The organism is Sphingopyxis sp. (assembly GCF_035250425.1).
GTDB lineage: Bacteria > Pseudomonadota > Alphaproteobacteria > Sphingomonadales > Sphingomonadaceae > Sphingopyxis.
In genome coordinates, this window is sequence record NZ_DATFFD010000309.1 from 1 (window position 1) to 13035 (window position 13035).

Annotated in this window: 13 protein-coding genes, 1 tRNA gene and 2 riboswitches; of the genes, 12 read left to right on the plus strand and 2 right to left on the minus strand. The window is 66.0% G+C overall.

What is annotated here, in order from left to right:
- The first annotated feature begins 5 nt into the window (after nt 1-5).
- The 11 genes from VJ811_RS18915 (at nt 6) to VJ811_RS18965 (ending at nt 10598) form a co-directional block, all read left to right on the plus strand.
- A complete protein-coding gene (locus VJ811_RS18915) occupies nt 6-1172 on the plus strand; it encodes a deoxyguanosinetriphosphate triphosphohydrolase (RefSeq protein WP_324075343.1) in 1167 nt (388 codons plus the stop codon).
- Nucleotides 1165-1812: an NAD-dependent dehydratase gene (locus VJ811_RS18920; RefSeq protein ID WP_324075276.1), complete on the plus strand. Its 648-nt coding sequence runs from the start codon at nt 1165-1167 to the stop codon at nt 1810-1812. Before VJ811_RS18915 ends, VJ811_RS18920 begins: the two co-directional genes overlap by 8 nt.
- A 58-nt stretch (nt 1813-1870) precedes the next feature.
- Nucleotides 1871-1972, plus strand: a riboswitch (glycine riboswitch).
- Nucleotides 1973-2077, plus strand: a riboswitch (glycine riboswitch).
- A 55-nt stretch (nt 2078-2132) separates the two neighbouring features.
- The gene (gene gcvT / locus VJ811_RS18925) at nt 2133-3278 is read left to right on the plus strand and encodes a glycine cleavage system aminomethyltransferase GcvT (RefSeq protein WP_324075278.1); all 1146 of its coding nucleotides are present in this window, start codon (nt 2133-2135) and stop codon (nt 3276-3278) included.
- 3 nt (nt 3279-3281) lie between these two features.
- A complete protein-coding gene (gcvH, locus tag VJ811_RS18930) occupies nt 3282-3653 on the plus strand; it encodes a glycine cleavage system protein GcvH (RefSeq protein WP_324075280.1) in 372 nt (123 codons plus the stop codon).
- A gap of 115 nt (nt 3654-3768) precedes the next feature.
- Nucleotides 3769-4587, plus strand: a complete 819-nt coding sequence (locus VJ811_RS18935) for a hypothetical protein (protein WP_324075283.1) — start codon at nt 3769-3771, stop codon at nt 4585-4587.
- 3 nt (nt 4588-4590) lie between these two features.
- The gene (gene gcvPA / locus VJ811_RS18940; protein ID WP_324075285.1) at nt 4591-5949 is read left to right on the plus strand and encodes an aminomethyl-transferring glycine dehydrogenase subunit GcvPA; all 1359 of its coding nucleotides are present in this window, start codon (nt 4591-4593) and stop codon (nt 5947-5949) included.
- A gap of 32 nt (nt 5950-5981) precedes the next feature.
- On the plus strand, nt 5982-7490 hold the full coding sequence (gcvPB, locus tag VJ811_RS18945; RefSeq protein WP_324075345.1) for an aminomethyl-transferring glycine dehydrogenase subunit GcvPB: 1509 nt from the start codon (nt 5982-5984) through the stop codon (nt 7488-7490).
- A complete protein-coding gene (locus VJ811_RS18950; protein ID WP_324075287.1) occupies nt 7490-7837 on the plus strand; it encodes a hypothetical protein in 348 nt (115 codons plus the stop codon). The genes gcvPB and VJ811_RS18950 overlap by 1 nt, the downstream gene beginning before the upstream one ends.
- Before the next feature lie 18 nt (nt 7838-7855).
- Nucleotides 7856-8305, plus strand: coding sequence for an ABA4-like family protein (locus tag VJ811_RS18955; RefSeq protein ID WP_324075289.1), 450 nt, complete (start codon nt 7856-7858; stop codon nt 8303-8305).
- A gap of 14 nt (nt 8306-8319) precedes the next feature.
- On the plus strand, nt 8320-8937 hold the full coding sequence (locus VJ811_RS18960; RefSeq protein WP_324075292.1) for a DUF938 domain-containing protein: 618 nt from the start codon (nt 8320-8322) through the stop codon (nt 8935-8937).
- A 101-nt stretch (nt 8938-9038) separates the two neighbouring features.
- Nucleotides 9039-10598 (plus strand): fatty acid--CoA ligase, encoded by a 1560-nt coding sequence (locus tag VJ811_RS18965; protein ID WP_324075293.1) that lies wholly within the window; start codon nt 9039-9041, stop codon nt 10596-10598.
- A gap of 619 nt (nt 10599-11217) precedes the next feature.
- Here VJ811_RS18965 and VJ811_RS18970 read toward each other — a convergent pair.
- Together VJ811_RS18970 and VJ811_RS18975 are read right to left on the minus strand one after the other, a co-directional pair.
- Nucleotides 11218-11841 (minus strand): glutathione S-transferase, encoded by a 624-nt coding sequence (locus VJ811_RS18970; RefSeq protein WP_324075296.1) that lies wholly within the window; start codon nt 11839-11841, stop codon nt 11218-11220.
- Nucleotides 11838-12782 (minus strand): DMT family transporter, encoded by a 945-nt coding sequence (locus tag VJ811_RS18975; RefSeq protein ID WP_324075298.1) that lies wholly within the window; start codon nt 12780-12782, stop codon nt 11838-11840. The genes VJ811_RS18970 and VJ811_RS18975 overlap by 4 nt, the downstream gene beginning before the upstream one ends.
- Nucleotides 12783-12874: 92 nt before the next feature.
- Here VJ811_RS18975 and VJ811_RS18980 point away from each other — a divergent pair.
- Nucleotides 12875-12950, plus strand: a tRNA-Trp gene (locus VJ811_RS18980).
- The last annotated feature ends 85 nt before the right edge of the window (nt 12951-13035 follow it).

Below are 13035 nucleotides of genomic sequence, written 5' to 3' on the forward strand. Positions count from 1 at the left end.
TGACCATCGCCGACTGCGCCAGCGATCCCGCATCCAGCCGCGGGCGCCGTCATGCCGAGCTCGGCCGCGTCGTGCGCGGCCCGCGCGACGATTTCCAACGCGACCGCGACCGCATCATCCACTCGATCGCCTTTCGCCGCCTGCGCCACAAGACGCAGGTATTCGTCGCCCCCGACGGTGACCATTATCGCGTCCGCCTGACCCACAGCATCGAGGTGGCGCAGATCGGCCGCGGTATCGCGCGCGCGCTCGGGCTCAACGAGGATCTGACCGAGGCATTGTGCCTTGCGCACGACATCGGCCATCCGCCCTTCGGCCACGCCGGCGAGGACGCGCTGAAGGCCGCAATGGCGGCGCATGGCGGCTTCGACCACAACGGCCACACGCTGCGCACGCTCGCGCGGCTCGAATGTCCCTATCCGCTTTTCGACGGCCTCAACCTGACTTGGGAAACGCTCGAAGGGCTCGCCAAGCATAATGGCCCGGTGACCGCGCCCGGCTGGGCGCTCGCCGAAATCGATGGCGATTTCGGGCTCGACCTCGGCAGCTACGCCAGCCTCGAGGCGCAGATCGCGGCGGTTGCCGACGACATCGCCTATGACAATCACGATATCGACGATGGCCTGCGCGCGGGGCTGCTCGATCTTGACCAGTTGATGGAACAGCCCTTCGTCGCCGCCAATTTCCGCGCCGTCGAAGGCCGCTTCCCCGGCGCGCCGCGCGACCGGCTGCTGCGCGAACTCGTGCGCGACCAGATCGGCGTGATGGTCAACGACGTGATCGCCGCGACCGAGGCCAACATAGCCGAAGCTGACGTAACAAACGTCGACGAAGTACGCGCCGCAGGCCGAACGCTTGGCGGTTTTTCAGCCGAACTCGCGGTGGAGGAGCGTGATCTCAAACGCTTCATGTACGCCAATCTTTATCACCACCCCGAACAGGTTGCCGCCGCCGAGGCTGCAAACCAGGTCGTCGGGCGGCTGTTCGCCGCTTATGCCGACGACCCGCGGCTTATGGGATCGGACTGGTCGGCCAGGCTGCCCGGCGAGCAATGCGCGACAAACCGCCATATCGGTGATTATATCGCCGGCATGACCGACCGTTTCGCCATCGACCGCTATGCCGAAATCTTCGGCCGCGATGCGGTGCCACCGGCGCTGGCGCATGCCTGACGCGCTGATCGTCGGCGCGACGGGGCTGATCGGGCGCGCGGTGATCGAACGTTTCGGTTCCACGCCCGTCACCGTCCTCGCGCGCCGCGAAGTCGAAGGACTGGCGGCGCAGCACAAGCAACTGGTCGCACCGCCCGAACGCTGGACCGGCATTATCGCCGCCGAAAAGCCCGCCGTGCTCATTTCCTGCCTCGGTACGACGATCCGGCAGGCGGGGTCGCAAGCCGCCTTTCGCGCGGTCGACCACGACCTCGTGCTCGCCGCCGCGCGTGGCGCCAGGGCAGGCGGTACGCCGCATATGATCTTGGTGAGTTCGGTCGGCGCCGCGGCGAAGAGCGGAAATTTCTATCTGCGGACCAAGGGGGAGGCCGAGGACGACCTCCGCGCGCTCGGCTTCGACCGGCTCGACCTGATCCGCCCCGGACTGCTGCGCGGCGACCGGCCCGGCCCGCAGCGGCTGGGCGAGGGGATCGCGACGATCGCGGCGCCGCTGACCGACGCATTGCTTCACGGCTCCTTCCGCCGCTATCGCTCGATTTCGGGCGTTATGGTTGCCGCGGCGATCGTCGCGCTCGCGGCAAAAGGCGGTTCGGGCGTGCATATCCACGAAAACGACGCGATCCGCGCGCTCGCCGATTGACTCCGTAAAAGGGCAGCGCCAAGGCTCGCAGCGTCTGTCGGGCCTCGCAAGAGATTCGACCGGCCGCGCGGGAGAGCGTGAGGGCAGGGCAACCGGCGCCTCACCACCGAAGGAGCAACCGCCCCGGAAACTCTCAGGTCAGCAGGACCGCGCAGGCTGGAACGGACACTCTGGAAAGCGTTCCGGCCGTATCGCTGGAACCACCGAAGGGGTAACCCCATGATATGGGGGAAAACTCTCAGGTTCCCGTGACAGAGGGGGCATGGCGACAGGGCGCGGCGATGGGCCGCGCATACGCTGTGCAACCGCGGGAGACTGGCATGACCGACACGGAATTTACGGGCGACGAAGCGGGGATTGAAACCGCGACGCTGCCGCTCGACGCCTGGCACCGCGCGAAGGGCGGCCGGATGGTCGAGTTCGCGGGTTACTGGATGCCGATCCAATATGAAGGCATCATGGCCGAACATCTGTGGGTCCGCGAAAACGCCGGCCTGTTCGACGTCAGCCATATGGGACAGCTCTATCTCTCGGGCGAAGGCCTCGACGAGGCGCTCGAGGCCGTGCTGCCCGGTGATGTGAAGAGCCTTGCGGTCGGGCGGATGCGCTATTCGCTGCTGCTTGCCGAGGATGGCGGGATTCTCGACGACCTGATGCTCAGCCGCTGGCCCGGCGGCATCTATATGGTGGTCAACGGCGCGGTGAAGTGGGAAGATATTGGCCATCTCCGCGAAAATCTGCCCGACGCCATCACGATCAACCATTTCGAGGAACGCGCTTTGCTCGCGTTGCAGGGACCCAAGGCGTTCGATGCGCTGAAGCGGCACACGACCGGCCAATGGGATCTCGACGTGCTCCGTTTCATGATGGGCGGGCCGTTCCAGATTGGCGGCGTCGACGCCTGGATCAGCCGTTCGGGCTATACCGGCGAAGACGGGTTCGAGATTTCGGTCGACGCCAATCGCGTTCAGCATGTCGCCGATTTGCTGTGCGGCGAACCCGAAGTGAAGCCGATTGGCCTCGGCGCGCGCGATTCGCTGCGGCTCGAGGCGGGGCTCCCCCTCTATGGCCATGATCTCGATCCGTCGATCGACCCTATCGAAGGCGACCTTTCCTTCGCCATCCAGAAGCGCCGCCGCGAGGATGGCGGCTTCCCCGGTGCCGCGCGCATCCTCGGCCATCTCGCCGACGGGAGCCCGCGCAAGCGCGTCGGCCTGCTCGTCGACGGCAAGTTACCCGTCCGCGAGGGCGCCAAGCTGTTCGACGGCGAGGACGAGATCGGCGTCGTGACGTCGGGCGGCTTCGCCCCCAGCGTCGGGGCGCCGATCGCGATGGGCTATGTTCCGCGCGATCATGCCGTGCCCGGCACCGCGGTCGCCGCCGAAGTGCGCGGCAAGCGTGTGCATTGCACCGTCGCCGCCATGCCCTTTGTACCGCATAATTATGTTCGTAAAACAGGAGGTTGAGTGATGCCGCGATATTTTACCGAAGAGCATGAGTGGATCGAGGTCGACGGCGATGTCGCGACGGTCGGCATCACCGACTTCGCGCAGGGCCAGCTTGGCGACATCGTGTTCGTCGAAGTTCCCGACACCGGGGCGGAACTCAGCAAGGGCGGCGACGCCGCGGTGGTCGAATCGGTGAAGGCGGCGAGCGACGTCTATGCGCCGGTCGACGGCATTGTGACCGAGGGCAATGGCCAGCTCGAGGAAGATCCCGCGCTCGTCAATTCGGACCCCGAGGGCGAAGGCTGGTTCTTCCGCATGACGCTCGGCGACAAAAGCCAGCTCGAAGGGCTGATGGACGCGAAGGCGTACAAAGTCTTCTGCGACGCGCTTTGAAGGATTCCCCTCCCGCTTGCGGGAGGGGTTAGGGGAGGGCTTGTCGGGGGACAGGTCGCTCTACCGAAACAGACCCTCCCCCGACCCCTCCCGCAAGCGGGAGGGGGGAGATAATGTGACCACAACCGCCGCCCTCGCCAATTGCCGCCTGATGGTGGCGACGCCCATCTATGAAGGGGCGCAGGGCACCTATGTCCGCGCGACGCTCGATCTCGCGCTGCGCGCGCAGGCGATCGGCATGGCGGTGCGGTTCGAATTCATCCTCTATCAACCGTCGATCACGCGCGCGCGCGACATGCTGACCGCGATGTTCCTCGCGAGCGACTGCACGCACCTGCTGTTCGTCGATGCCGACATCGACTTTTCGGTCGACGATGTTTTTTCGCTGATCGAGGTTATGGAGGCGCATCCCGAATGCGGCGTCCTCGGCGGCGCCTATCCGCGGCGGATGATTAACTGGCGCAACGTCGCGCGCGCGGTCGAACTGGGACTGGCGAAGGATAATCCCGCCGACCTCGCGCGGTTTTCGGGCGATTTCGCGCTGCATTTCCTGCACCCCGACCAGAATTTCAAGATGACCGACCTGGTCGAACTGGCGCGGCTCGGCACCGCGATGATGCTGATCCGCCGCGAAGTGCTCGAAGGCATGCGTGCCGCTTTGCCCGACCTCCTTTTCCGGCCCGATCCCGCCGAACGCGAGACGCACGGCGTCGGCGAACTCGAACCCGCTTTTTTCTGCCCGCTGATCGAGCCCGAAAGCCAGGCGCTCCTGGCCGACGATTACGCCTTTTGCCGCCGCGTCCGCGATGCCGGGTTTCGCATCTGGCTGGCACCCTGGATCCGCACGACGCACGCCGGTCCCGCGGTCTTTTCGGGCACCTTAGCCGACACCGTCCAGCTTTTTTCCGCAAAACCAGCCCCTTCTTCGGAGTAGTTCATGCGTTATCTTCCTCTTACGTCCGACGATCGCACGGCGATGCTCGCCACCATCGGCGCCGCGTCGATCGACGACCTGTTCGCCGATGTCCCTGCCGAGGCGCGGCTAGCCGGTCCGATAGCGGGCTTGCCGATGCACGCCAGCGAACTTGCGGTCGAGCGCCACATGGGCGCGCTCGCACGCCGCAGCCGCGCCGCGGGCGAGGGGCCCTTCTTCCTCGGCGCCGGTGCCTATCGCCACCATGTGCCCGCCAGCGTCGATCATCTGATCCAGCGCGGCGAATTCCTGACCGCCTACACGCCGTATCAGCCCGAAATCGCGCAGGGCACGCTCCAGATGCTGTTCGAATTCCAGTCGCAGGTTGCGCGCCTGCTCGGCACCGACGTTGCCAATGCGTCGATGTACGACGGCTCGACCGCGTGCTGGGAGGCGATCGTCATGGCGCGGCGCATCACCAAACGCGCCAAGGCTTTGCTTTCGACCGGTCTCCATCCGCATTACCGCAGCGTCGCGCGCACGATGGCGAAATATACCGGCGATGTCCTCGTCGACGGCGACCCGAGCCTCGAAGCCGGCACCGACTGGGCGGCGCTTGCCGGTAGCATCGACAAGGAAACGAGCTGCGTCGTCGTCCAATATCCCGACATCCTCGGCCGCATCGACGATATGACGAAGCTGGCCGAAGCGTGTCAGGCCGCGGGCGCGTTGCTGATCGCGGTCGTCACCGAACCCGTCGCGCTCGGCCTGATCAAGTCGCCCGGCGAAATGGGCGCCGATATCGTGGTGGGCGAGGGGCAGTCGCTCGGCGTCGGCCTCCAGTTCGGCGGGCCCTATGTCGGCCTCTTCGCGTGCAAGACCAAATATGTTCGCCAGATGCCGGGGCGCCTATGCGGCGAAACCGTCGACGCCAACGGCAAGCGCGGTTTCGTGCTGACGCTCTCGACCCGCGAACAGCATATCCGCCGCGAGAAGGCGACGAGCAATATTTGCACCAATTCAGGCCTTTGTGCGCTTGCTTTCAGCATCCATATGACCTTGCTCGGCGAAGCGGGCCTCCGCCAGCTCGCGGCGATCAACCATGGCCGCGCGAAGGCCGCCGCCGCCGAGCTGGCGAAGGTGCCCGGCGTGTCGGTGCTGAACACCAGCTTCTTCAACGAGTTCACCTTGCTGCTTCCGACCGAAGCGCGCCCCGTGATCCATAAACTTGCCGAGAAGGACATATTGGGCGGCGTCTCGCTTGGCCGTCTTTATCCCGACAATGCCGGCCTCGAAAACGGCCTCGTCGTCGCCGTGACCGAAACCGTGACCGAGGCGGATATTTCCGCCTTCGCCGCTGCCCTGAAGGAGGTGCTGGCATGACCGCGCTCAACCGCGCCGGCTGGCGCCCCGAAATGAATGTCGCAGGTGGCGCCGACGATAGCACGACCTTCACCGGCAACCGCGCGCTGATGCTCGAGGAAGCGCTGATCTTCGAGATTGGCGGCAGCGACACGACCGGCGTCGACTTCGACGAGGCGGCACCCGCCGCCGACCTCGGCGCGCTCGCGCGCACCGCGCCGATCGGCCTCCCGGGGCTCAGCGAATCCGAAACGGTGCGTCACTATACGCGCCTGTCGCGGCAGAATTACGCGATCGACCTCGGCCTTTTCCCGCTCGGCAGCTGCACGATGAAGCACAATCCGCGCCTCAACGAAAAGGTCGCGCGGATGCCGGGGTTCGCCGACGTCCACCCGCTCCAGCCGCAGGAAACCGTCCAGGGCGCCTATGCGGTGATCCATGAGCTTGCCGAATGGCTGATCACGCTCACCGGCATGCACAGCGTCGCGATGTCGCCCAAGGCGGGCGCGCATGGCGAACTGTGCGGCATCCTTTGCATCAAGGCGGCGCTCGAAGCGCGCGGTGAGGACCGCCGCGTGATCCTCGTCCCCGAAAGCGCGCACGGCACGAACCCGGCGACGGCAGCCTTCGCAGGGTTCACCGTCGAGGACATTCCGGCGACCGAGGCCGGCCGCGTGAACCTCGAAGCCCTGAAAGCGCGCCTTGGCCCCGATGTCGCGGGGGTGATGATCACCAACCCGAACACCTGCGGCCTGTTCGAGCGCGACATGCAGGCGATTTCGGACGCGGTCCATGCGGCGGGCGGCTATGTCTATTGCGACGGCGCGAACTTCAATGCCATCGTCGGACGCGTGCGCCCCGGCGACCTCGGCGTCGACGCGATGCACATCAACCTGCACAAGACCTTCTCGACCCCGCACGGCGGCGGCGGTCCGGGATCGGGCCCGGTCGTGCTCTCGGCAGCGCTGGCGCCCTTCGCGCCGCTGCCTTTTGTCACGAAGCACGGCGATGACTTCCGCTTGATCGAGGAAGAGAATGCGGGCGAGGATCATCCGCAGACCTTTGGCCGCATGACCGCCTTCCACGGCCAGATGGGCATGTTCACGCGCGCGCTGACCTATATCCTCAGCCACGGTGCCGACGGGCTTAAGCAGGTCGCCGAGGATGCCGTGCTCAACGCGAACTATGTGCTGCGCAGTCTCGAAGGCGTACTCGACGCACCGTTCGCGGCGTCGGGGCCGTGCATGCACGAGGCGCTGTTCAGCGACAAAGGCCTCGCCGAGGGCTTCTCGACGCTCGACATCGCCAAGGGGCTAATCGACGAGGGTTATCATCCGATGACGGTCTATTTCCCGCTCGTCGTCCACGGCGCGATGCTTGTCGAGCCAACCGAGACCGAGAGCAAGGCCGCGCTCGACCAGTTCATCGGCGCGCTGCGCAGCATCGCGCTCCGCGCGAAGAACGGCGACCCGGCGCTCAAGACCGCGCCGCACTTCGCCCCCCGCGCGCGCCTCGACGAGACGCTCGCGGCGCGTAAGCCGATACTCGCCTGGGAGGGCTGATGACCGAACCCGCGCCCGGCCTCGAACGCCCCGAACCGCGCTCGGGCGCCGGGTGTGTCGCGGCCGGCGCGCTGTTCGCGATCGTTGCGATCCTCGGCTGGCTGATCGCGATCACGGCTTACGGCCTCGTCGTCGAGCAGTGGGAGATGATCGAGGTCCGCCGCGAGTTCAGCTATGACTGGGCCTTCGTCTATGCACCGCTCTTCGCGATCGGGCTGGGCGCGGCGGCGGCGTTCGCGGCGTCGCGGCGCGCTTCGGCGGCGCGAATGACCTTGCTGATCGTCGTGACGGGGGCCATTGCGCTGCTCGGCGGCGTCGTCCTGTTTGGGCTCGGCGGGCTGATCTGAACAGGTGAGGGGCAAGACATGAGCTGGGACACGATTTTTCTGCTGGTGAATTGCTGGGCGTTCGCCAGCTGGTTCGCGCTCGTTTTTCTGCCGCGCGGCCCGAAAACCCTCGCAGCAATTCTCTATGCCGGCGTGTTCCTCCTCTGCCTTGCCTATACGGTGATGATCGTGGGCTACCTGACCGGCGGCATCGATCCCGGCGGACCGAGCGGCAACGATTTTACGACATTGGCCGGGGTGATGAAGCTGTTCGACAGCCCGGGCGGTGCGACGCTGGGGTGGACGCACTATCTGGCCTTTGACCTGTTCACCGGCATGTGGATCGCGCGCGATGCCGACCAGAAGGGGTTTAGCCGGATCGTCCAATTTCCCTTCCTGTTCCTGACGCTGATGGTCGGCCCCGTCGGCCTGTTCGCATGGCTCATCGCCCGTGAGCGCCGCGCGCGGGCGCAGGCAAAGGGCAAGTGATACAGGAGCCCTGGATGCCGGGCGATGGCGCGCCGGCCGACAAGCGCCATGCCCCCGCGACGCTCCGCAATCGTGACGCCATCGTCGCGGTGCTGGCCGACTGGCTGCCTGCAACCGGCGCGGTGCTCGAGGTCGCGAGCGGGTCGGGCGAGCACGCCGTCCACTTCGCCGCCGCCTTCCCCGGGCTGGACTGGCAACCGAGCGACCCCGATCCGGCCGGGCTGACCTCGATCGCGGCTTATCGCGCCGAAGCCGATCGCGCGAATATCGCGCCGCCGGTCGCGCTCGATGCGGCCGCCGCCGAATGGCCCGTCGATCGCGCCGATGCGATTCTCTGCATCAACATGGTGCATATCAGCCCGTGGGAGGCGACGCTGGGCCTGTTCGCCGGCGCCGCGCGGCTGCTGGTGCCCGGCGCGCCGCTGATCCTCTACGGCCCCTATATCGAATCCGACGTGCCCACGGCGACAAGCAACCTCGCCTTCGATGTCAGCCTGCGTAGCCGCAACCCGGCGTGGGGGCTTCGCGACACCGGCGGCGTCAAAGCCGCCGCCGCCGATGCCGGCTTCGCCTTCGCCGAACGCCGCGCGATGCCCGCGAACAATCTGATGCTGCTGTTCCGCCGCACCTGACGGACCTGACAGGATAGGCGATCGGCGCTTTACGCCGCGCCCACAGCCGCTAGCCTCGCGCCAATTGCACGAAAGAGATGCGATTCGAGGAGAGAGAGCCGATGGGCCGCGACGTTTCGGACCTTTTCACATTCGACGAATTCCTGACCCATTGGGCCGGCGAACGCCCCGGCCGGGTGGCGCTGCGCGAGGAAGACCGCGTCTATACCTATGCCGAACTCGACGACCGGACTGCGCGCGCCGCGTCTGCTTTGATCGCGGCGGGGCTGAAGAAGGGCGACCGCATCGCGTGGATCGGCAAGAACAGCGACCTTTATTTTACGCTCTTTTATGGCGCGGCGCGTGCGGGGATCGTGATGGCGCCGATCGGCTGGCGACTGTCGCCGACCGAATGGGCGTTCATCGTCAATGATACGCAGGCGAAGATCCTGTTCGCGGGTCCGGGGTTCGATACGCTCGCCGAACAGCTCGCGGGCAAGCTCCACAACGCCCCCGCGATCGTCGGCGCTGCCGAAGGCCGGGCGATGATCGACGGCGCGACGCGCGTGCCCTTCGACCCGTCGGGTGCCAACGACGCGGTGCTCCAGCTTTATACCTCGGGCACCACCGGCAATCCCAAGGGCGCGGTGCTGTCGAACCACAACCTCTTCGCGCTCCGCAAACATTCGAGCACCCTCGACCTGCCCTATACCAAATGGGAGGATGACGAGGCGGTGCTGGTCGCCATGCCGTGCGCGCATATCGGCGGCACCGGGCTCGGCATCATGGCGCTCGCGTCGGGGCTCCCCGGCGTCATCCTCGCCGAATTCAACCCCGACGGGGTGTTCGACGCGGTCGAGCAGCATGGCGTCACGCGTTTCTTCATCGTTCCCGCCGCGCTCCAGATGCTGCTCATGCACCCGCGCTGCGCCAGCGTCGATTACAGCCGCCTCAAATATATCCTTTACGGCGCCGCACCGATCCCGCTCGAACTTTTGCGCCAGTGCATCAAGGTTTTCGGCGCGCAGTTCATCCAGGCTTACGGCATGACCGAGACGACGGGCACGATCTCGATGCTCCCGCCCGAGGATCATGATCCGGCGGGCAATGCGCGCATGCGTTCGGCGGGCAAGGCGCTCCCCGGCGTCGAAATCGTCATCCTCGGACCCGACGGTCAATCGGTCGCGACGGGTGAGGTGGGCGAGGTCGTGACGCGCTCGTCGAACAATATGCTGGGGTATTGGAACCTGCCCGACGCGACCGCGAAGACGATGACCGACGACGGCTGGATCCGCACCGGCGACGCGGGCTATCTCGACGCGGACGGCTATCTTTTCATCCACGACCGGATGAAGGACATGATCATCACCGGCGGCGAGAATGTCTATCCGGCCGAGGTCGAAAGCGCGATCTTCGGCCATCCCGCGGTGCAGGAGGTCGCGGTGATCGGCATCCCCGACGCAAAATGGGGCGAGACGGTGAAGGCGGTCGTCGTCGCCAAGCCGGGCACGACGGTGGAGGAGTCCGACATCATTGCGTGGGCGCGCGAGCGCATCGCGGCCTTCAAGGCTCCGCGCAGCATCGACGTGATCGAGGCGCTGCCAAGGAACGCCAGCGGCAAGATTTTGCGGAAAGACCTGCGTGCGCCCTATTGGGAGGGGTATGAGCGGATGGTGAATTGAGCGTCCGGTTTCGACGGTGGGTTCGACGGAGGCGGCTCATCATTTCGTCATTCCCGCGAAAGCGGGAACCCAGTCCGACGTTGCTGCTGGGTTCCCGCTTTCGCGGGAAAGACGAAGGTGGGGATAGCCGCCCCCTACCCCAAAGCAGGCGCCGCCTTCAAATAAGCCTTTCCTACATTATCCGGCCGTGCCAGCCTTCATCCGGCTCTTTCATTTGGTGGATAAAAGCGGTTGCTGCCCGGCTTGCGGGGTGCAGCCACGGCGAGGTGTGCCGCGCGCGTCCAGCATGCCGCCGGATCCAAAACCGGGCGCCGCACAGGGCTGAACTTTCCTGAACTTTGGAAGGATTATGCGATCATGTGCCGACCGGTTCCAACCCGGGATGACGAAAGAAGACAATGGCGGTTCACTCCCCCAAAGCGGCCGGAAATGGCTTCCCAGGCCGACAGCGCATCCTCGGTGAGAATGTGAAAGCCAACATCGCCCGCGCGGCATAGATTCACCCCTCATCCGGCCTTTCACGCGACCTACACCCCGAAAGGCCGATGCGTTTTCTCCGTTGGCGTTGCCATGTACGGGGGGCACGAAGGGCTTCACCCTATGGTGGAGCCCTTTTTCGTCAGGCCGCGGCTTTCTGCCGCGCGCGGGCGCGCTGAAATCCCTCGCGCGTCATGCAGCGGTCCAGCCACGCCTTCGTCGCATCGCCCAGCACATCGTCGGCGCCCAATGTCGTCGCGAGGAAGGCGGCATAGCCGATTACGATGTCGGCGATCGTGAAGCGCCCCGCGACGAGCCACTCGCGCCCGTCGGCCAGCGCCGCCTCGATGCTTTTCGCGCGGCCGCCGAAAAAGGCTTTGTAATCCGCGACCGCTTGGCTCAGCCGCCGCTCCTCGGGCTCGACGCGCGTGTAGCGGATCATGATCGCGAGCGGGAAGGTCAGCGTCGCATCGCTGCGGTGCAGCCAGTTGCGCCACGCCCAATAATCCGCCTCGTCGCGGCACACTTCGAGCGGCGTTCCCTCGGCGATGCGCTCGCAGATCGCCGCCGATTCGGTCATCAGCTGCCCGTCCTCGACCCAGCCGGGAATCGTCATCAGCGGATTTACCGCGCGATAATCGGGCTCGAACGCGCGCGGCGGGAATTTGAGCAGCTTGAGGTCGACGTCGATCCCGGCTTCCTCGACCGCCCACAGGCAGCGCAGCGAGCGCGCGTCGGGGCAGTGGTACAATATCGGACGCGTCATGCGGCAACCTCCTTCGGGCGGTCGATATGGCGGCGATGCTCGCGCCAGGCGATGAACAGGCCCGACGCGATGATGAGCGGCGCGCCGATCCATGTCGTGCCGGCGGGCAAGGTGCCGAAGAACCACCAGCCCGCGGCGATCGCCCATAGCAGGCTCGAATAATCCATCGGGATCACGACCGACACGGGCGCGAGACGCAGCGCGCCGGTCAGCGACATCTGGACGACCGCGCCGAGAAAGCCGAGCCCGATCAGCAATAGCCATTCGTGGCCGTCATGCGGAGTGATGACGAAGGGCAGGGCGATGCCGAGCGGGATCATCGATAACAGGCTGAACCAGAAGACGATCGTCCCGGCATTTTCGGTGCGGCCAAGGTCGCGCACGGCAATCGTGATCAGCGCGGTCATGATCGCGCCCGTGAGCGCGACCAAAGTCCCAAGGCCATGCGTGCCGCCGAATCCGCCCGCGAAGCTCGAAATCGGATCGAGCACGGCGAGGACGCCGATAAAGCCGACGATCACCGCGCTCCACCGCTGCCACCCCGTCGCCTCGCCGAGGATCAGCGCGGCGAAGATCACGGCAAAGATCGGCACCGACAGGCTGATCGTCGTCGCCTCCGCCATCGGGAGCAGGATCATCGCGCCGAAATTGCACGCCATGCCGGTCAGCCCCATCAGCATCCGCCGCGCGTGCGCGCCGATCCGCTGGGTCTTGAGCGATGAAAGGCCGCTGGTCGCCTGGACCCAGAGCAGCAGGAAAGGCAGCACCAGCGCCTGCCGCCAGAACAGGCTTTCGACGATATGGATGCCCGCGGCGTCGATATATTTGACCAGCACGAACATCAGCGACAGGCTGACCATCGCGAGCAACCGCAACCCGATGCCGCCCAGATAATTCTGCGGGGCGGCGGTGGACGGGGCAGGGGACGGCGCTACGCTCATGCGAAATTGCGCATATCAGCCCGGCCCGCCCGCGCAACCCGTGATCCCTCTTGCCCCGCCTCCGCAATCCGGCTAGTGGCGCACTCCGGCCTAGGGGTATAGCTCAGTTGGTAGAGCATCGGTCTCCAAAACCGAGGGTCGTAGGTTCGAGTCCTACTGCCCCTGCCAGGCCGGCGTCCCAAGGGGACCCAGAGACGCTCAAGGCGTCCCACCAAAAGACAAGGAAATCAGCGGGTTACAGAATGGGTTAGTC